This is a genomic window from Porphyrobacter sp. SLTP (assembly GCF_009905735.1).
Taxonomy (GTDB): Bacteria; Pseudomonadota; Alphaproteobacteria; order Sphingomonadales; family Sphingomonadaceae; genus Erythrobacter.
Genome location: NZ_JAAALE010000008.1, coordinates 99,394 through 117,664 on the forward strand (window position 1 = coordinate 99,394; position 18,271 = coordinate 117,664).

Here is an 18,271-nt window from a genome sequence, read left to right on the forward strand (position 1 = left end):
TCAGCACGCCCGACCAGCGCAGGTCTTGCGGCGGCGCAGGACGAGCGGCACCAGCGCCAACGGGGCGTATTGGGCGACAGCCTCGGGGATCACATCGAACACTGCGAGCACCGCGATGGCGATCATGGCGGCGCCGAGCAGCAAGGCTTCTTGTGTAGGCGACATGGAAAGCTCCTTTTGCATAATGGCAAGGTTGCTTTACATTCGACTCACCGACCGTGTCAAGGACGCTTTCCATTGATGCGCCCGAAAGCCCGCTTCGCGGTGCACTTCATCAAGTTGCGCGTGACTTTTCGCCGTCAGAGGCTAATCTTGCCGCCATGGCCATGCTGCCCACCACAACCCGCACCACCACCACCCGGACGACTATCCGGGGGCGGCGGCGCGCGGGTTAGACCCGAGCAGCCCGCCGCCCGGTTCGGGGCGGCGCGGTGTTCTCCCTGATCCGGTTACTTGCTCAACACCGCTCTTCCGGTGCGTTCCCCTTTGCCCTAAGGCGCGCCCAAACGAGACGGAACTGCGACGATGACCGAACTGCTCAAGATCAGCCTGCCCGATGGATCGGTGCGTGAAGTGCCTGCCGGATCGACCCCGGCGGATATCGCCGCCGCGATCGGCCCCGGCCTCGCCAAGGCGGCGCTGGCGGCGCGCGTGGATGGCGAACTCCGCGATCTCACCCGCCCCTTCGATGGCGATGCGAACCTCGCGCTGGTCACCGCGCGGGACGAGGCCGATGCGCTCGAACTCGCCCGGCACGACTATGCCCACGTCCTCGCCGAGGCGGTGCAGGCGCTGTTCCCCGGCACGCAGATCACCTTCGGCCCCTCGACCGACGATGGTTTCTATTACGACGTGAAGGCGCCGGAGAGCCGCGAGCCGTTCAGCATGGACGATCTCCCCGCCATCGAGGAGGAAATGCGCCGCATCATCCGTGCCGATAAGCCGCTGCGCCGCGAGGTGTGGAGCCGCGAAGATCTCATCGCCAAGTGGGCGGGTGAGGGCGAGACCTTCAAGGCCGAATGGGCCAAGGAACTGCCCGAAGGCGAGGAGCTGACGGTCTACTGGAGCGGCAACGACTGGCTCGACATGTGCCGCGGCCCGCACCTGCCTTCGACCGGCAAGCTCGATCCCGATGCCTTCAAGCTGATGCGCGTCGCCGGAGCCTACTGGCGCGGCGACCAGAACAATGCGCAGCTGACGCGCATCTACGGCACCGGCTGGCTCAACAAGAAGCAGTTGCAGGCGCACCTCACCCGCCTCGAGGAAGCCGCCAAGCGCGACCACCGCAAGCTGGGCCGCGAGATGGACCTGTTCCACTTGCAGGAAGAAGCGCACGGCAGCGTGTTCTGGCACCCCAAGGGCTACCGCATCTGGCGCGAGCTCGAAGCCTATATGCGCCGCAAGATGGACGGCAGCGGCTACCGCGAGATCAAGACCCCGCAGCTCATGGACGTGCGCCAGTGGACCCAGTCGGGCCACTGGGGGAAGTACGCGCAGAACATGTTCGCGGTCCCCGATATCGTGCCGGACGTGGACGAGGAAAGCGGTGCGGCCTCGCCCAAGGTCGCCGATGATGCCGAATGGCTGGCGATCAAGCCGATGAATTGCCCCGCGCACGTGATGGTGTTCAAGCAGGGGATCACCTCCTACCGCGATCTGCCGATCCGCCTCGGGGAGATGGGCTGCTGCCACCGCAACGAACCCCACGGCGCGCTCCACGGGCTGATGCGCGTGCGCCAGTTCACGCAGGACGATGCACATATCTTCTGCACCGAGGCGCAAGTCGTGTCTGAAGTGCAGAGCTTCATCGCGCTGGCCGATAGCGTCTATCGCGACTTCGGCTTCACCTATGACATCAAGCTCGCCCTGCGCCCGGAGAAGCGTTTCGGGAGCGAGGCCGATTGGGACAAGGCCGAGCAGGAATTGCGCGATGCCCTCACCGCCAACGGCCTCGAATGGGAGGAACTCCCCGGCGAAGGCGCGTTTTATGCGCCCAAGCTCGAATGGCACCTCACCGACGCGATTGGGCGCACCTGGCAGGTCGGGACGATCCAGTCGGACCGCGTTCTGCCCGAGCGCTTGGACGCGAACTATGTCGGCGAAGATGGCGAAAAGCACCGCCCGGTGATGCTCCACCGCGCGATCTTCGGCTCGTATGAACGCTTTATCGGCATCCTGATCGAGCACTTCGCCGGTCGCCTGCCCGCATGGCTGGCTCCGGTGCAGGCGGTGGTGGCGACCATCGTGTCAGACGCGGATAGTTATGCCCATGAGGTCGAAGCGCAACTGAAGGCGGCGGGCATCCGCGTGGAGACCGACACCCGCAACGAGAAGATCAACTACAAGGTCCGCGAACACTCGCTGGCCAAGGTCCCGCATCTGCTGGTGGTTGGCAAGCGCGAGGCCGAGGAAGGCACCGTCGCCGTCCGCACGCTGGGGGCGGAGCACCAGAAGGTGATGCCGCTCGCCGAGGCCATCGCGATGCTCAAGAGTGAAGGCACGCCGCCCGATCTGGCCTGAGACCCTTGAAATCCGTTCGTGTCGAGCGAAGTCGAGACACGGCCAAACGGCATCTCGACTTCGCTCGATGCGAACGGGAACTGAGGATGTTCGAGAGCTTTACCGCGCTGCAAATCGCCGTTGCGCTGGCAGCGGCGCTGGGGTCTGCCTTTGTGCGCGGCCTCACTGGGTTCGGCATGGCGATCCTGCTGGTGCCGGTGCTGGCCTTGGCGCTCCCTCCGGTCGAGGCTGTGGTGCTAACCAACGCGCTCTCGCTGATGATCGGCGCGACCGAGATTCGCAGCCTTGTCCGCGATGCCGAGCCGACCGCGTGGGGCATCGGCGCAGCGGTGGTGCTGGCCACGCCGCTTGGCCTCTGGGCGCTTGCCATGACGGGCACGGATGTCGCGCGGCTGGTGATTGCGCTGATCGCTCTCAGCGCCTTTGTCGCGATCCTGCTGCCGAAGCGCGGTGCGGCCGTGCCCGGGCGCTGGGTGACCGGCGGCGTCGGCGTGCTGAGCGGGCTGATGACAGGCTATGCCGGGATGCCGGGTCCGCCGGTGGTGCCCTATTATGCAGGTCGAGACCTGCCGCGCCCGACGATCAAGGCGTCAATGCAACTGATCTTCACCATTGCGGCCTGCGCAGGGCTGGCCAGCGCGACCTGGCTCGGCATCCTGCGACCGGAATTGCTGCTGTTTGCGCTGGTGATGCTGCCGATGATCATTGCGGGCAATCGGCTCGGGGCGCGGGTATCAGGGCGAGTCAGCGATCCGCTCTGGCGCGTGACAGTGGGTCTGATCCTCGGCGGCGCAGCAGCGGCGGCCTTCGTCCGCCTGATTTAGGTGAGCCAGCGCGCCGCGAACACCGTGCCGCCGCCCGGCGCGCGCAGCACCAGCGCATAGGCATCGGCCCCCGCCACCTTGAGCTGATCGGCCCGAACGGCCACCTTCACTGCACCGCCCTGCCAGTCGGCGATCTTGCGTTCGCCCCGCAGGACATTGGTGTAGCTGACCTTGCGCCCGCCATTCTCGCCGCTGCCGATCCCGACCGTCTCCTTGCGAGTCACGGCGACCAGCACGAGTTCGCCCTTACCCTTAGCCGTGCCCGAGAGGCTGACCGCGTAGCCGCCCGCTTCGCGCTTCGCCGCCCGGATCGTCGTATCGCCCGCGCGGCCATAGCGCTTGACCCCGGCGGCGATGTCTTCGCGGCGCGATCCGACCGCGCCGAAGCGGCCGTCCACCACGAGCTGCGGGGTATAGACCCCGTTGCGCCCGGCCAATCCGCGACGGGCGTAATCCTGTTGCAGCGTTGTATTATCCTCACGCGCCAAACTGTCCTTCCAGCCGAGCCGGTCCCAATAGGTCACCGGCCGGGCGATCACGACAAGACTGGGATCAGTCGCGAGCGTCTCTGCCAGCCGGTCCGCCGGGGGGCAGGAGGAACAGCCCTGACTGGTGAACAGTTCGAGCAGCACCGGCTCGCCCGAAGCGGCAATTGTGGGCGCATCAGGCTTGGCACCGGCCACAGTCGGCACGCTCTGCGGCCAGACAAGCGCCGCCGCGCCAACCATGGCAAGGCCACCGAGTGCGGCGGTAAGGGTCTGTCGGCGGGTCATGGGGTCATCCTCGTCACGTTGCGAGGATGGGTTCGCGTTAAACCGTCATCCGGTTACGCGGAAGGTATTAGAACGGCAGCGCTTGTCCGGCGAGGATCAGGGCCGCCGCGCAACCCAGCACGATCACGCGCCGCACCAGATCGAGCGAATCGAAGCGGGTCGCAGTGGCGAGCGGCAGGGCAAGGGCGAGTGCGCGGGTCATAACCTGCACCTTCGCCCCAATATGCTAACGAACCGTTAATTTGGCTCCGGCAGCGAGGGCATTTGCTGGCTGGCGCAGTGGAATCCGCCGCCGCCGGCCAGCACCGCCTCGCCCGGCAGGCCGATCGTGTCGCGGTCAGGGAACAGCGCGGCAATCGCGGCGACACCCTCTGCATCATGGGGCGAGCCAAAGGTCGGCACCACCACCAGATGGCTGGTGATCGCGAAGTTCACATAGCTGGCAGGCTCGATCACCCCGTCGCGGACCAGCAGGCCGGGTGAGGGGATGCGGACGACGTCGACCCCGAAGGCCGCAGCGCGGGCGGCGGCATCGGCATAGATCGCGGCGTTGGGATCGTTTGTGCCGGTCGCTTCCGGCACCACCAGCCGGTTCGGGCCGACAAACCGCGCAAGGTTATCAACATGGCCATCGGTGTGGTCATTGATCAGGCCATCGCCGAGCCACAGCACGCGGGTGAAGCCGAGCTGCTGGCCAAGTTCCGCCTCGATCTGCGCGCGGCTCAGGTGCAGGTTGCGGTTGGGGTTGAGCAGGCATTGCTCGGTCGTCGCGACGAGGCCCGTGCCGTCGCCATCCACCGCCCCGCCTTCGAGGATCATCGGGGTGCTCGTGACCGCCAGCCCCGCATCGCGCGCCAGTTCCGCGCCGATCTCCTGATCGCCCGGCATCAGATACTTGCCGCCCCAGCCATTGAAGGCGAACCGCCGCGCGCTGCGCTCGGCTCCGTCCGTCACCACCAGCGGACCGGTGTCGCGCAGCCAGACATCCCCATAGACGCGGCGCTCCAGCGTCACCTTTGCGCTCACCAGCGCACGGGCGCGGGCTTCGTTGGCCTCGTCGCGCACCAACAGGCGCACCGCTTGCCCGCTCTCAGCGACAGCGCTGGCGAAGGCCGCCATCTGCACCTGCGCAGGTTCGAGCCAGCCGGGCCACTCCTCGGCGAGATGCGGGAAGCCGATCCACAGCCAGTCCTGCGGGGCCCATTCGGGAGGCATGATCATGGTCATGCCGCGCCCCATCGCAGAGCCTCGGTGGACACGCAAGCACGCCCTCAAGTCGCGAAGCGATAGGGCCACAAGGCCCCCTCTTGCAGCCGCAGCGCCGGGGGGCCAGAGAGGCGGATGATGGGAGAGAACCACACGCCTGATTGGGAGCACGCGCTCCACCGCGCCCGCAATCACGCGCCGTTTCTGGCGCGCGCGCTGGACCGCCAGCCGGAACTGGCCGCCCTGCTCGCCAAGGGTGAGGGCGATGCCGCGCTGGCATGGGCGCGGGCGCAGGGCGATGGGGGCGACGCCGAGGGGGCGCTCAGGCGCGAGCGGCTGGCGCTGGCGGCGGCGCTGGCGGTCGGCGATCTGGCCGGAGCATTCCCGCTGGCGCAGGTGGTGGGCGAACTCACCGCTTTTGCCGATCGCGCTCTGGACCGCGCGATCCGCACCGCGATTGCCGAACGCACCGATTCCGACGCAGCCGATGGCTTCATCGCCTTGGCCCTCGGCAAGCAAGGGGCGAGCGAGCTCAACTACTCCTCCGACATTGACCCGATCCTGCTGTTCGACCGCGAGCGCCTCGCCCGCCGCGCCACTGACGATCCGGGTGACGCGGCGCAGCGTTACGCCCGCCGGATCGTGGCCCTGCTCTCCTCGAGCACCGCCGATGGCTACGCGCTGCGGGTCGATCTGCGGCTGCGCCCCAATAGCGAAGTCAGCCCGCTGTGCGTGCCCGTCGGCTCGGCCATGACCCATTATCAGGGGCACGCGCTGGCGTGGGAGCGGGCCGCCTTCACCCGCGCCCGTGCGGCGGCGGGGGACATCGCAGCGGGCGAGGATTTCCTCAGCCAGATCCGCCCCTTCGTCTGGCGCGCCCAGCTCGATTTCGGCGCGATCGAGGAAATCCGCGCGCTCACGCACCGCATCCGCCACAGCCACGAAGGCCCGCCCGCCCCCGGGCCCGGCTTCGACGTGAAGCGCGGGCGCGGCGGCATTCGCGAGATTGAGTTCTACGCGCAGACCCACCAGCTGATCCACGGCGGGCGCGACACATCGCTGAGGGTGCGCGGCACCCGCGCCGCGCTTGATGCGCTGGCGCAGGCCGGGTGGATCACAGCCGAGAACGCTGCCACGCTGGGCGCAGCCTATGACCGGCTGCGGCAGGTCGAACACCGGCTCCAGATGGTCAATGACCGCCAGACCCACGCGCTGCCCGACAGCGCTGCGCTCGATAATGTCGCGCAGCTTGACGGGCTGGCGGACGGCGCGGCGCTGGTGGCGGAATTGACCGCGATCACCGCCCGCACCGCGCGCATTTACGAAGAGCTGATCGGCCAGCCCGAGACCGTGGCCGTGCCGGTCGCCATGCCGGTCAGCGCGCTGACCCACCAGCTCGGGGAATGGGGCTATCCCGAGCCTGATACCCTCGCCGAACGGATCGAGTCCTGGCGCGATGGGCGCCATGCAGCGATCCGCAGCCCGCAGGCGGTGGCCGCGTGGGACCGGCTCGCCCCAGCCCTGCTCCAGGCGATGGCGGCGAGCGATGACCCGATGCGCGCGATCACCCGGTGGGAGCGCATCATCGAAAGCGTGCCTTCGGCGATCACGACCTTCCGCCTGCTTGATGCGCGGCCCGATCTCACCCGGCGGCTGGTGGCGGCCCTCACCCTCGCCCCCGTGTTGTCGGACGAATTGGCGCGCAAGCCCGAACTGCTCGACACGCTGATCGATCGCGATGCGCTCGACCTGCCGGGCGATGTGCCGCAGATCATGGCGCGGATGCGCGGGGCGGCGATCCGGGCGGATTACGAGGCACTGCTTGATGCGATCCGCATCATCACCGGGGAAATCCGTTTCGCGCTCGGCATCCAGCTGATCGAAGGGCTGGCCGACCCGCTCGACATCGCCCGCGCCCTGTCACGCACCGCCGAAGCGGCGATGCAATTGGCGGCCGAAGCGACAGTGCAGGAATTCGCGGCCAAGCATGGGCGAGTGCCGGATAGCGAGTTGCTGATCCTCGGCCTCGGGCGGCTCGGCGGCGGGGCGCTGACCCATGCCTCGGACCTCGATATCGTCTACCTGTTCACTGGCGATTTCGCCGCGCAATCGGATGGCGCGCGGCCCTTGGGAGCGACGGTCTATTACAATCGCCTCGCCAGCCGGGTCAGCGCCGCACTCTCGGTGCCGACCGCGCAGGGCGCGCTTTACGAGGTCGACACGCGGCTCCGGCCGCAGGGCAACCAGGGGCCACTGGCGGTCAGCTGCGCAGCCTTTGGCAAGTATCAGCGCGAAGCGGCATGGACGTGGGAGCACATGGCGCTCGCCCGTGCACGGGTGCTTTATGGTTCGCCGCAAGCGCGCGCCGAGCTGGAAGATGTGCTCGCTGAAGTCCTGCACGCCCCGCGTGACCGGGCGGCTCTGCGCGATGCCGTGCTGGAAATGCGGGCCGAGATGGCGAAGCACAAGCCCGCCAGCGGCCCGGTCGATGCCAAGCTGGCGCGCGGCGGCCTCGTCGATATCGAGTTCCTCGTCCACTATCTGCAATTGAAGGGCGAAGCGGCCGACGGCACCCCGCTGGCCCAGACGGCACGCCGCGCGCTCGATCCCGATCTAGCCACGGCGCTGGAGGGGCTGATTGCGGCCGGCCTGCTCCCCGCCAGCCTTGCCGCGCCGCACGCGCTGATGAGCCGGATGCTGGTCGCCGGACGCCTGCTCGCCCCCGATGGCCGCGAACCTCCGCCGAGCGGTGCGCGAGCGCTGGCGCGGGCGTGCGGGTGTGACAGCTACGAAGCTTTGCTCGAAGCCTTCGCCGCCGCGCGCCACGAGGTCGCGCAGGCATGGAAACAAATCTTGGGCACAGACATTCTCGCTACCGAACAGGAGAACCCCGCATGAGCAATTTCCCCGGCGTCGGCGACGCCATCCCCGATATCGCCATGGAAACCCCCGAGGGCGGCCAGGTGAAGCCTTCGGACTTCGCCGGATCGAAGCTGGTGATCTTCTTCTACCCCAAGGACGACACCCCCGGCTGCACCACCGAGAACAAGGATTTCTCCGCGCTCAAGGCCGACTTCGAAGCGGCGAGCACAAAGCTGCTCGGCGTCAGCAAGGACCCGGCCAAGAAGCACGCCAAGTTCATCGCCAAGCACGGCCTCACCGCCCCGTTGGCGACTGATGCGGAAGAAGGCGGCCTCTCCGACGCGCTGGGCGTGTGGGCGGAAAAGCAGATGTACGGCAAGACCTACATGGGCATGGTGCGTGCGACCTATCTGGTGGGCGCCGACGGGAAAATCGCGCGCATCTGGGACAAGGTGAAGGTGGCCGGCCACGCCGAAGAGGTTCTGGCGGTAGCTAAAGCACTCTAACGCACCTTCATGACAACCATCGCCCGCGCCATCCGTTCAGCCCTGCTGACCGCCGACCCGCGCGCCAAGTGCTTCGCCACCCGGCAGGTGGCGCGGGACTGGCGCATGGGGAAGCTTGCGTGGGACTTCGACGTGGCGATGCCGGGCCAGCCCGCCTGGCCCGACGCGCCCGAACTGCTGTCGCCGGGCCAGATGCCGAAGCGCCGCAAGGGCGGCAGCGAACGCGGGCGAATCGCGCTGTGGCACAGCCTTGCCCATATCGAATTCGTCGCGATTGATCTGGCGCTCGACATGGCGGGGCGGTTCGGGGCCGAGATGGGGCGCGAATTCGTCAGCGATTTCATGGATGTGGCAGCGGACGAGGCGATGCATTTCGCCCTGCTGGCGCGAAAACTCGAACAGCTCGGCAGCCATTACGGCGCGCTGCCCGCCCATGCCGGGCTGTGGGAAGCGGCCCACGAAACGCGCGATGATGTCGCCGCGCGGCTCGCCGTGGTGCCGATGGTGCTCGAAGCGCGGGGGCTGGATGTGACGCCTGCGACGCTCGACCGGGTGCGTGCGAGCGGCGATGAGGGCGGGGCAAAGATCCTCTCGCGGATACTTGACGACGAAATTCGCCATGTCGCGGCAGGCACCAAGCACTTTTTGCGATGCGCGGAACTGACGCAGTCTGAGCCCGAATCCCTTTGGCAGAGCCTCGTAAAGCGGCACTTCAAAGGTCACGTTAAGCCACCGTTCAACGACTCAGCGCGTCTTGCAGCCGGTTTGTCGCGTGGTTTCTATGCAGAGATTGCGCATTAACGACTCACCCGGATAACAACGCTTCAAGAAAGGCGCGCAACAGACGTGCTGGGGCATTCAACGGCGAAAGCTGCTATCGGGATTCGGGTCAGTATGAAATTTGCCGTGCGCCACATGCTGAAGCTTGCTGTGTCAGCTGCTTCAGCCATTCTGGTCTCCGCTGCCGCTCCGGCATTCGCCAACACCGCCAATTCCGCCACCACTGCCACCAGCGCCGACGTGACCCAGCCGCTCCGCGAAGGTCAGCCCGAAGTGGTCGACACGGGCGATGCCCGCTTCAAGTCGCTTTTTTCCAGCTGGACCGCGATGGAGCGTACCAGCCCCACGCTCGGATCCGGCGCCGAGGTGACCGCCTATTCTTCCCCGATCCCGCAGCGCGCCGTTTCGGTGCCGTCGCGCATGCCGCTTGAAGGCGCATCGCTGACCAGCGGCTTCGGAATGCGCACGCACCCGGTGCTCGGCGGGCGCCGCGCCCACGCCGGGATCGATCTCGCTGCGCCGACCGGCACCCCGGTCTATGCCACCGCTGACGGCGTGATCGGCCGCGCCGACTGGTATTCGAGCTATGGCCTTTACATCAGCATCAATCACGGTGCTTCGATGGAAACGCGCTACGCCCACCTCTCGCGTCTGGCAGTGGCTGCGGGCGACAATGTGAAGAAGGGCGACCTCATCGGCTACGTCGGTTCGACCGGCCGTTCGACCGGCCCGCACCTGCATTACGAAGTCCGCGTTGACGGGCTTGCAGTCAATCCGATTCCGTATATGGTAGAGAGCGAAGCACAGCTGGCTTACGCCCGCGATGCTCGTCTGACCGGCCAGGGTGGCGAATAAGCGACCCTCACGATAGGCTCCGGCGAGTAGGCTTCACGAGATTGCCCGCTGTAAGTGGGCCGGACATTGGAGAGGGTGTCCGATCATTGGCGGCGGGTTTACCCGCCGCCTTTTTTTGTGCCCTCGTGATCGCCAGCTTCGCGCCTCACTCCCCGCACGATAAGTAGCATTTTCCATACCGTTTTTGCTTGCGGGGCCGCGCGCCTCGCGTAATTTCCTCTCCAAGCCATGCAAATGGCAAGGGAGAGAGAAACCATGTCGATGCATCCGATCGCGCACGCCGCGACCCGCCCTGATCATCCCGCTGTCATCATGACCGGATCAGGCAAGCAGATCACCTATGGCGCAATGGAAGCGGAATCGAACCGCTTTGCCCACTTGCTGCGCGCCCGGGGCATCAATCAGGGCGATGCCTTTGCGGTGCTGCTGGAAAACCGGATCGAGTATTTCACCCTGATCTGGGGCTCGCAGCGCGCGGGCACGATGCTGGTGCCGATCTCGTCGCGCCTGACCGCGCCCGAGGCTGCCTATATCATCCGCGATGCGCAGGCCACGCTGCTGATCACCAGCGGCTATTTCACCGAGATCCTCGGCGATATCCGCAAGGAGTGTCCCGGCCTTGAGGTGCTGATGATGGATTCCGGCGACGCGGAAGATTTCGCCGCCGCGCTTGCCGCCCAGCCGACCACTCCGATCCCCGATCAGCGCGCCGGGATGGTGATGCTCTATTCCTCGGGCACCACCGGCCGCCCCAAGGGCATCCGCCCCGCCCCGCCCGAAGATCCCGATCCGCAGGCGCCCGTCCCGCTGCTCGGCCTCGCCACGATGGGCGCGGGGATGCCGGCGGACGGCACGATGGTCTATCTCTCCCCCGCCCCGCTCTACCACGCGGCCCCCATCGGCTGGTGCTCGATCGTCCACCGGCTTGGCGGGACGGTGGTGATGATGGAGAAGTTCGATCCCGAGGAAGCCTTGAAGGCGATCGAGCGCTACAAGGTAACCGACAGCCAGTGGGTGCCGACCCATTTCGTGCGCTTCCTCAAGCTCGATCCGGCGGTGCGCACCCGTTACGACCTTTCGAGCCACAAGCGCGCGCTCCACGCCGCCGCGCCCTGCCCCGTGCCGATCAAGCGCGAGATGATCGAATGGTGGGGGCCGATCGTGAACGAATACTACGCCGGCTCCGAAATGATCGGGATGACGCTGGTGAAGTCCGAACACTGGCTCGCCAAGCCCGGCACGGTCGGTATTGCGGTGCATGGCAAGGTCCATGTCTGCGGGCCGGAGGGCGAGGAGCTTCCCGCCGGGCAGGATGGCCTCATCTTCTTCGAGAACGTCAATCTCCCCACCTATCACAACGATCCCGCCAAGACCGCCGAAGCGATGCACCCCAGCGGGTGGATGACGCTTGGCGATATCGGCCATCTCGACAGCGACGGCTTCCTGTTCCTCACCGACCGCAAGAGCCACATGATCATCTCCGGCGGGGTGAACATCTACCCGCAGGAGATCGAGAACCTGCTCGTCACCCACCCCAAGGTGATGGACGCCGCCGTGATCGGCGCGCCTTGCCCTGATCTGGGCGAGAAGGTGGTGGCGGTGGTGCAGCCCAAGGACATGGCGCAGGCCGGGCCGGGGCTGGAGGCGGAGCTGCGCGACTTCCTCAGCGCCAGCCTCTCCAAGATCAAGATGCCCAAGCTGTTCGACTTCCGCCCCGAACTCCCGCGCGAAGCCAATGGCAAGCTCTACAAGCGCGAGCTGCGGGATGAATACGCTGCCAAGGCAAAGGCCGACGCAGCGTGAGCGGGGAGGCGGTGCTTTCGGGCGACGTCGCCCGCAAGGTCATCGATCCGCACGCCTATGCCGAATGGGACGGGCTGCTCGACACCTTCGATCATATCCGCGCCACCACGCCCGTCGCCAAGGTGCAGCCCGACACGCCGGGGCTGTTCGACCCGTTCTGGCTCGTCACCAGCTATGACGATGTGATGCGGATTTCGAAGGACAACGCTGCCTTCCTCAACAACCCGCGCCCGGTGGTGTTCAGCTTCAATCAGGCGATCGAATTCAGCCGCGCGGCGACCGGATCGAACATGCTGGTCGATTCGCTGGTGGTGTTCGACGCGCCGATCCACCCCAAGTATCGCAAGCTGACGCAGGAATGGTTCATGCCGCGGAACCTCGCACGGCTCGAGGATGAACTGCGCGCGCTGGCGGCCCGCACGGTCGACCGGATGCTGGAACAGGGGGCCTCGGGCGAGGTGGACTTCGTCAAGGAAGTCTCCGGCCCCTATCCCTTGCGCGTCGTCATGCAAATCCTCGGCGTCCCCCCGGAGGACGAGTTCCGAATGCAGATGCTCACCCAGCAATTGTTCGGCGGGCAGGACAAGGACCTGTCGGGCAGCGGCATGGATCAGATGACGCCCGAACAGGTGGTGCAGATCGTTGCCGGGGCGGTGAAGACTTTCGAGGATTACTTCGCCGGAATCGCCGAGGATCGCCGCAAGCACCCGACCGAGGACGTCGCCAGCGTCATCGCCAATGCGCTGGTCGATGGCCAGCCGCTCCCCCCGCGCGACATGGCGGGCTACTACATCATCGTCGCCACCGCCGGGCATGACACCACCAGCGCCAGCACGGCGGGCGCGATGCAGGCCTTGGCGAATGACCCCGAGCAATGGGCGCGGGTCAAGGCGGACCGCTCGCTCCTGCCCGGCATCGTCGAGGAAGCGATCCGCTGGACCAGCCCGGTGCAGCACTTCATGCGCACGGCAGCCGAGGATTGCGCGCTGGGCGGGCAGCAGGTGAAGAAGGGTGACTGGCTGATGATCAACTACGTCGCCGCCAATCACGACCCCGCGCAGTTCCCCGACCCGCGCCGGTTTGACGCCGCACGCTCGCCCAACCGCCACCTCGCATTTGGCGCGGGGGCGCACCAGTGCCTTGGCCTGCATCTGGCACGGCTGGAGATGAAGATCCTGTTCGAAGCGATCCTCGACCGGGTCGCCAGCGTGGAACCGGCAGGCGAGGCCAAGCGCGCCAGCAGCACCTTTGTCGGCGGGCTGAAAACTCTGCCGCTGCGGGTAACGGCGGCCTGAGCCGCTACTTCAGCAAGTCCAGCGCAATCGCCCGCACCTCGGCGCCCATGTCAGGGCGGGCGAGCGCGATGGCCAGCGTCGCCTCGACAAAGCCGACCTTGCTGCCGCAGTCGTAGCGCGCGCCGTCGAAGGTCACCGCGTGGAACGGCTGCTGGCCGATCATCTTGGCCATCGCGTCGGTCAGCTGGATCTCACCGCCCGCGCCCTTGCCCTGATTCTCCAGCACCCGCATCACTTCGGGCTGGAGGATGTAGCGGCCCGAGACGATCTTGTTGGACGGCGCGTCGGCCTGCGCCGGCTTCTCCACCAGCCCCCGCACCTCGGTCAACGCGCCCTGCGAAGCGCCGGGGTCGATCACGCCGTAGGACGAGACCTGCGCCATCGGCACTTCGAGCACGCTGATGAGGTTGCCGCCGACCTCGCTATAGGCCTCGACCATCTGCTTCATGCAGCCGGTGCCCCCTTCGCGGGCGACCATCAACTCATCAGGGAGGAAGATCGCAAACGGCTCGTCTCCGACAATCGCCCGGGCGCACCAGATCGCGTGGCCAAGGCCCAGCGGCACCTGCTGGCGCACCGCGATGATGTCGCCCGGCGTGGCGCGGGTGCAATCGAGCACCGACAGGTCCTTGCCCCGCTCCGCCATGGTCTGTTCGAGTTCAAAGGCGATGTCGAAATGCTCGACAATCCCGGTCTTCCCGCGCCCGGTGACGAAGATCATCTGTTCGATCCCCGCCTCGCGCGCTTCGTCCACCGCATACTGGATCAGCGGACGGTCAACGACAGGGAGCAGCTCCTTGGGCACCACCTTGGTCGCGGGCAGGAAGCGGGTGCCAAGACCGGCAACGGGGAAAACGGCTTTCCGGATCGGCTTGGGAGACATGAACTGCCCTCGTTGCTTGCTTCTGGTTGCCTGATGTCCCGCGACCCGTGCCTTGCGCCATAACCGAGGTCAATGATTGATCGGAAACCGGACCCGGCGAGTTGCACGAAAGGCACTTTTCGCTAAGGCGGAATCATGGACAAACTCATCATTCGTGGCGGCAACCGCCTTTCCGGCACCATCCCGATCTCCGGCGCGAAGAATGCGGCACTGACGCTCATTCCCTGCGCGCTGCTGACCGAGGAACCCTTGACGCTGCGCAACCTGCCGCGGCTGGCGGATATCGACGGGTTCCAGCACCTGATGAACCAGTTTGGCGTCACCACCGTGATCCAGGGCACGCGCCCGGAGGATTTCGGCCGGGTGATGAGCCTTGAGGCAACCCGCATCACCTCGAACGTCGCGCCCTATGATCTGGTGCGCAAGATGCGCGCCTCGATCCTCGTGCTCGGCCCGATGCTGGCCCGCAGCGGCGAAGCGACCGTGTCGATGCCCGGCGGCTGCGCGATCGGCAACCGCCCGATTGACCTGCACTTGAAGGCATTGGAAGCCTTCGGGGCCAAGATCGAGCTGGCAGCGGGCTATGTCCGCGCGATCCAGCCCGATGGCGGAATGCCGGGCGGGGACTTCGATTTCCCGGTGGTCAGCGTCGGCGCGACCGAGAATGCGCTCATGGCCGCTGTGCTGGCGAACGGCACCAGCCGCCTGTTCAACGCCGCGCGCGAGCCGGAGATTGTCGACCTTTGCAACATGCTCGTTGCGATGGGGGCGGAGATCGAGGGGATCGGCACCTCCAACCTCACCATTCACGGCGTGAAGCGCCTGCACGGGGCGACCTACCGCGTCATGCCGGACCGGATCGAAGCCGGCTCCTACGCCTGCGCGGCCGCGATCACCGGCGGCGAAGTGCGCCTGGACGGCGCCAAGGCTGACGACATGATGGCGACGATCCACGCGTTGCAGGCCATCGGCTGCGATGTGACGTGGGACGCCAAGAGCATCACCGTGGGGGCAAACGGCGCGCTGAAAGCCACCAACCTCACCACCGCGCCCTATCCGGGCCTTGCCACCGACATGCAGGCGCAGCTGATGGCGCTATTGTGCAAGGCCGAAGGCGCGAGTGTGCTGAAAGAAACGATCTTCGAAAACCGCTTCATGCACGTGCCGGAACTCGCGCGCATGGGCGCAGACATCACCACCGAGGGCCGCACCGCGATCGTCAAGGGCGTGGACCGGTTGACCGGCGCCGAGGTCATGGCGACCGACCTGCGCGCGTCGATGAGTCTCGTCATCGCCGCCCTCGCGGCCGAGGGCGAGACGACGGTGCGGCGGCTGTATCACCTCGACCGTGGGTATGAGCGGCTGGAGGAGAAGCTCCAGCTGGTCGGCGCGGATATCGAACGGGTGGATGATTGATCCGGCGCTCCCTCGTCATTGCGAGCGAAGCGAAGCAATCCATCGACTGAGCTTGCAGTAGTCGGTCGGTCTTTGGATTGCCGCGGCCTTCGGCCTCGCAATGACTAAGTCAGCCGTTCACCACCAACCAGACCCTGATCGCGCTCGCCAGTCCCGGGGGCGTCGGTGACTTGATCCGTTCGGCATCGATGCGGGCGACCAAGGCAGCAATCGCCAGCCCCTCGCGCATGGCGGCGCCTTTCAGCATATCCCAGAACAGCGGTTCAAGGCTGATCGAGGTCTGGTGACCCGCGATACTCAGCGAGCGTTTGACCGGGGGGTGATAGGGCGACGTCATCCGCCGCCTCTTAACACGTCTTTGTGGTCGCATCGCTGTTTGCAGAAAACCGGTTCCCACTTTTCTGCGCGATGCTCCGGATCACGCCGCTTCGAAGTCGTCCACATATTCGGGGAGGAAGCCCGGCTCGCGTTCCGACCAGCCGGGCGCGGTGGCGGCGGCCTCGCTCAAGCTTTGCAGCAACAATTTGCGGCGTTCGGGGCGGATCGAGGGCAGGGCGGCGGCCGCGCAGAAGGCGGCGGGCAGATAGGGCCGCGCGCGGGCACCGAGCAGGCGCTCATACAGGAAGCGGAAGGCCGAAAAACACCCCAGCCGCTCCTGTTCGAGATCGAAAGCGGCCACCCGCACCAGCTTGCCGAGGAAGCGCTCGACCTCCTGCGGGGTGCCTTCGTGCGGGATCAGCGCGCGCAGAGTCTTCAGATCCTGATAGGCGACATATTGGCGGCGGATCGCAGTGTTCTCGCTCTCGCTGCGGCCCCAGCGGCGGAACGCATCGGTGCGGGCGAGGCCGATATCGAGGCTGCGCTTGATGTAACGCTGTTCTGCGGGTGCGAACCCGGCGAATTCCCGCATTTCGGCAATCGGCATCATCATGGCGCATGTCTCCTTCAGACAGGGAGAACGTCGCACGCCATGGTTAATTTAAGGTTAGGTAGAAATGGGGTCACAGAAAGGCACAAAGACACAAAGAGGGCAGCGCATGCGGCCCGTGAGGGCCTGTCTCTTCAAGCCCACCTTGAAAACGAGGCTCGGCTTCGCCGCAGGTGCCAACCTCTTTGTGCCTTTGTGTCTTTGTGTGAAACCCTCAGATCAAACCCGCGAGCGGCGAGGACGGATCAGCATACATCCGCCGCGCCATGCGGCCTGCAAGGTAAGCCTCGCGTCCGGCCTCGACCGCCAGCTTCATCGCGCGGGCCATGCGGATCGGGTCTTTCGCCTCGGCGATGGCGGTGTTCATCAGGATACCGTCACAGCCCAGCTCCATGCCCACCGCTGCATCCGACGCCGTGCCAACGCCCGCGTCGACCAGCACCGGCACCTTCGCGCCCTCAACGATCAACCGGATCATCACCCGGTTCTGGATGCCGAGGCCCGAGCCGATCGGCGCGCCCAGCGGCATGATCGCGACCGCGCCCGCATCCTCAAGCTGCTTCGCCGCAATCGGATCGTCGGCGCAATAGACCATCGGCAGGAAGCCCTCCTTGGCCAGCACCTCGGTCGCCTTCAGCGTCTCGCGCATATCGGGGTAGAGCGTGCGTGCCTCGCCCAGTACCTCCAGCTTGACCAAGTCCCAGCCCCCCGCCTCGCGCGCCAAGCGCAGGGTGCGCACCGCATCCTCGCCGGTGAAGCACCCGGCGGTGTTGGGGAGGTAGGTGATCTTTTTGGGGTCAATGAAGTCGGTCAGCATCGGCGCCTTGGGATCGCTGACATTCACGCGCCGCACCGCCACGGTGACGATCTCCGCGCCCGAAGCGGCAACGGCCGCGGCGTTCTGCTCGAAGCTCTTGTACTTGCCTGTGCCGACGATAAGCCGCGAGGTGAAGGTTCGGCCCGCCACGGTCCAGCTATCCGCGACGTGATCGCCGCCGCCGACAAAGTGCACGATTTCCAGCCTGTCGCCATCCGCCAGCGGCGCGTCACCCAGCGTCGAACGCGGGACGATTTCGCCGTTGCGTTCCACGGCGACCTTCTCGGGTGCGAGGTCGAGTTCGCGGACCAGATCGGCGATGGTGGCGGCGGCGGAACGGTGCGGCGCGCCGTTCAGGATAAGGCTCTTCGTCATGGCACGGGACATAGGCGCTCAGGCCGAGGCTGCAACCCAAGTGTTTTGAGAGGCTGCGTTTGGATAAGCGCGTCAGCGCGCGGCGCGCAGGTTCAGCACATGGCCGGCCGAAACCAGCGCCACACCCAGCAGCGTCAGCAGGAATTCGTTGGTTCCATGCGGCACGACCAGCGCAGCTGCCATCAGCACCAGACCGACCACCGCGACGAGGAACGGCAGCATCCGCCCGTGGCGCAGCAGGCCCCAGCCGATCGCCGCGGTCGCCACCGCCACCGCAACGGCGAGGCCGATACGGTGGATGTTCTCTTCCAGCAGGAAATGCCCGCCCAGGCCCAGAGCCGAGACCAGGAACAGGGTCGCGAGACAATGGATCGCGCACAGGCCGGCCAATCCGATCCCGAGCTGATCGAGTCGGCGACGGAGCGAGG

Annotated in this window: 18 protein-coding genes; 9 read left to right on the forward strand and 9 right to left on the reverse strand. The window is 66.5% G+C overall.

Annotated features, from left to right (window positions below):
• Nucleotides 1-165 (reverse strand): hypothetical protein, encoded by a 165-nt coding sequence (locus GVM20_RS08755; RefSeq protein WP_166546821.1) that lies wholly within the window; start codon nt 163-165, stop codon nt 1-3.
• 360 nt (nt 166-525) lie between these two features.
• Between GVM20_RS08755 and thrS the strand changes: the two genes are divergently transcribed.
• Together thrS and GVM20_RS08765 are read left to right on the forward strand one after the other, a co-directional pair.
• Nucleotides 526-2,520 carry a threonine--tRNA ligase gene (gene thrS, locus GVM20_RS08760; protein ID WP_166546822.1) on the forward strand — a complete coding sequence of 665 codons (1,995 nt, stop codon included), beginning with the start codon at nt 526-528 and terminating at the stop codon, nt 2,518-2,520.
• A gap of 86 nt (nt 2,521-2,606) precedes the next feature.
• Nucleotides 2,607-3,344: a sulfite exporter TauE/SafE family protein gene (locus GVM20_RS08765; RefSeq protein WP_166546823.1), complete on the forward strand. Its 738-nt coding sequence runs from the start codon at nt 2,607-2,609 to the stop codon at nt 3,342-3,344.
• Here the strand turns inward: GVM20_RS08765 and GVM20_RS08770 are convergent.
• The 3 genes from GVM20_RS08770 to GVM20_RS08775 all read right to left on the reverse strand — a co-directional run bounded on the left by GVM20_RS08770 (nt 3,341) and on the right by GVM20_RS08775 (nt 5,344).
• A complete protein-coding gene (locus tag GVM20_RS08770) occupies nt 3,341-4,117 on the reverse strand; it encodes a DUF1223 domain-containing protein (RefSeq protein WP_166546824.1) in 777 nt (258 codons plus the stop codon). The genes GVM20_RS08765 and GVM20_RS08770 overlap by 4 nt on opposite strands.
• Before the next feature lie 67 nt (nt 4,118-4,184).
• Nucleotides 4,185-4,319: a hypothetical protein gene (locus GVM20_RS16450; protein WP_286166006.1), complete on the reverse strand. Its 135-nt coding sequence runs from the start codon at nt 4,317-4,319 to the stop codon at nt 4,185-4,187.
• A gap of 35 nt (nt 4,320-4,354) precedes the next feature.
• On the reverse strand, nt 4,355-5,344 hold the full coding sequence (locus GVM20_RS08775; protein ID WP_166546825.1) for an agmatine deiminase family protein: 990 nt from the start codon (nt 5,342-5,344) through the stop codon (nt 4,355-4,357).
• 117 nt (nt 5,345-5,461) lie between these two features.
• On the opposite strand from GVM20_RS08775, the gene glnE reads away from it, so the two are divergent.
• The 6 genes from glnE to GVM20_RS08805 all read left to right on the forward strand — a co-directional run bounded on the left by glnE (nt 5,462) and on the right by GVM20_RS08805 (nt 13,424).
• Nucleotides 5,462-8,221 carry a bifunctional [glutamate--ammonia ligase]-adenylyl-L-tyrosine phosphorylase/[glutamate--ammonia-ligase] adenylyltransferase gene (gene glnE / locus GVM20_RS08780; protein ID WP_166546826.1) on the forward strand — a complete coding sequence of 920 codons (2,760 nt, stop codon included), beginning with the start codon at nt 5,462-5,464 and terminating at the stop codon, nt 8,219-8,221.
• Nucleotides 8,218-8,691, forward strand: coding sequence for a peroxiredoxin (locus GVM20_RS08785; RefSeq protein WP_166546827.1), 474 nt, complete (start codon nt 8,218-8,220; stop codon nt 8,689-8,691). The genes glnE and GVM20_RS08785 overlap by 4 nt, the downstream gene beginning before the upstream one ends.
• 9 nt (nt 8,692-8,700) lie before the next feature.
• Entirely contained in the window at nt 8,701-9,492 is a 792-nt protein-coding gene (locus GVM20_RS08790; protein WP_166546828.1) for a ferritin-like domain-containing protein, read from the forward strand.
• 93 nt (nt 9,493-9,585) lie between these two features.
• Nucleotides 9,586-10,326 (forward strand): M23 family metallopeptidase, encoded by a 741-nt coding sequence (locus GVM20_RS08795; protein ID WP_166546829.1) that lies wholly within the window; start codon nt 9,586-9,588, stop codon nt 10,324-10,326.
• A gap of 261 nt (nt 10,327-10,587) precedes the next feature.
• Nucleotides 10,588-12,129 (forward strand): acyl-CoA synthetase, encoded by a 1,542-nt coding sequence (locus tag GVM20_RS08800; RefSeq protein WP_199799525.1) that lies wholly within the window; start codon nt 10,588-10,590, stop codon nt 12,127-12,129.
• Nucleotides 12,126-13,424, forward strand: a complete 1,299-nt coding sequence (locus tag GVM20_RS08805) for a cytochrome P450 (RefSeq protein WP_166546831.1) — start codon at nt 12,126-12,128, stop codon at nt 13,422-13,424. The genes GVM20_RS08800 and GVM20_RS08805 overlap by 4 nt, the downstream gene beginning before the upstream one ends.
• A 4-nt stretch (nt 13,425-13,428) precedes the next feature.
• On the opposite strand, the gene GVM20_RS08810 is transcribed toward GVM20_RS08805, so the two are convergent.
• On the reverse strand, nt 13,429-14,307 hold the full coding sequence (locus tag GVM20_RS08810) for a UTP--glucose-1-phosphate uridylyltransferase (protein ID WP_166546832.1): 879 nt from the start codon (nt 14,305-14,307) through the stop codon (nt 13,429-13,431).
• A 135-nt stretch (nt 14,308-14,442) separates the two neighbouring features.
• On the opposite strand from GVM20_RS08810, the gene murA reads away from it, so the two are divergent.
• Entirely contained in the window at nt 14,443-15,723 is a 1,281-nt protein-coding gene (gene murA, locus GVM20_RS08815; RefSeq protein ID WP_166546833.1) for a UDP-N-acetylglucosamine 1-carboxyvinyltransferase, read from the forward strand.
• 109 nt (nt 15,724-15,832) lie between these two features.
• On the opposite strand, the gene GVM20_RS08820 is transcribed toward murA, so the two are convergent.
• From GVM20_RS08820 to GVM20_RS08835, 4 genes are all read right to left on the reverse strand, one after another.
• Complete coding sequence (locus tag GVM20_RS08820; RefSeq protein WP_166546834.1) at nt 15,833-16,060, reverse strand: ribbon-helix-helix domain-containing protein; 228 nt, start codon at nt 16,058-16,060, stop codon at nt 15,833-15,835.
• Between the two features lie 81 nt (nt 16,061-16,141).
• The gene (locus GVM20_RS08825) at nt 16,142-16,654 is read right to left on the reverse strand and encodes a hypothetical protein (RefSeq protein WP_166546835.1); all 513 of its coding nucleotides are present in this window, start codon (nt 16,652-16,654) and stop codon (nt 16,142-16,144) included.
• Between the two features lie 211 nt (nt 16,655-16,865).
• The gene (gene thiS, locus GVM20_RS08830; protein ID WP_286166007.1) at nt 16,866-17,843 is read right to left on the reverse strand and encodes a sulfur carrier protein ThiS; all 978 of its coding nucleotides are present in this window, start codon (nt 17,841-17,843) and stop codon (nt 16,866-16,868) included.
• Nucleotides 17,844-17,915: 72 nt separating this feature from the next.
• A complete protein-coding gene (locus GVM20_RS08835) occupies nt 17,916-18,233 on the reverse strand; it encodes a MerC domain-containing protein (RefSeq protein ID WP_353653128.1) in 318 nt (105 codons plus the stop codon).
• Nucleotides 18,234-18,271 lie beyond the last annotated feature (38 nt).

Coding starts and splice junctions, on each gene's coding strand:
- GVM20_RS08755 (WP_166546821.1), bottom strand. CDS start 165: ATGTCGCCTACACAAGAAGCCTTGCTGCTCGGCGCCGCCATGATCGCC.
- thrS (WP_166546822.1), top strand. CDS start 526: ATGACCGAACTGCTCAAGATCAGCCTGCCCGATGGATCGGTGCGTGAA.
- GVM20_RS08765 (WP_166546823.1), top strand. CDS start 2,607: ATGTTCGAGAGCTTTACCGCGCTGCAAATCGCCGTTGCGCTGGCAGCG.
- GVM20_RS08770 (WP_166546824.1), bottom strand. CDS start 4,117: ATGACCCGCCGACAGACCCTTACCGCCGCACTCGGTGGCCTTGCCATG.
- GVM20_RS16450 (WP_286166006.1), bottom strand. CDS start 4,319: ATGACCCGCGCACTCGCCCTTGCCCTGCCGCTCGCCACTGCGACCCGC.
- GVM20_RS08775 (WP_166546825.1), bottom strand. CDS start 5,344: ATGACCATGATCATGCCTCCCGAATGGGCCCCGCAGGACTGGCTGTGG.
- glnE (WP_166546826.1), top strand. CDS start 5,462: ATGGGAGAGAACCACACGCCTGATTGGGAGCACGCGCTCCACCGCGCC.
- GVM20_RS08785 (WP_166546827.1), top strand. CDS start 8,218: ATGAGCAATTTCCCCGGCGTCGGCGACGCCATCCCCGATATCGCCATG.
- GVM20_RS08790 (WP_166546828.1), top strand. CDS start 8,701: ATGACAACCATCGCCCGCGCCATCCGTTCAGCCCTGCTGACCGCCGAC.
- GVM20_RS08795 (WP_166546829.1), top strand. CDS start 9,586: ATGAAATTTGCCGTGCGCCACATGCTGAAGCTTGCTGTGTCAGCTGCT.
- GVM20_RS08800 (WP_199799525.1), top strand. CDS start 10,588: ATGCATCCGATCGCGCACGCCGCGACCCGCCCTGATCATCCCGCTGTC.
- GVM20_RS08810 (WP_166546832.1), bottom strand. CDS start 14,307: ATGTCTCCCAAGCCGATCCGGAAAGCCGTTTTCCCCGTTGCCGGTCTT.
- murA (WP_166546833.1), top strand. CDS start 14,443: ATGGACAAACTCATCATTCGTGGCGGCAACCGCCTTTCCGGCACCATC.
- GVM20_RS08820 (WP_166546834.1), bottom strand. CDS start 16,060: ATGACGTCGCCCTATCACCCCCCGGTCAAACGCTCGCTGAGTATCGCG.
- GVM20_RS08825 (WP_166546835.1), bottom strand. CDS start 16,654: ATGATGATGCCGATTGCCGAAATGCGGGAATTCGCCGGGTTCGCACCC.
- thiS (WP_286166007.1), bottom strand. CDS start 17,843: ATGACGAAGAGCCTTATCCTGAACGGCGCGCCGCACCGTTCCGCCGCC.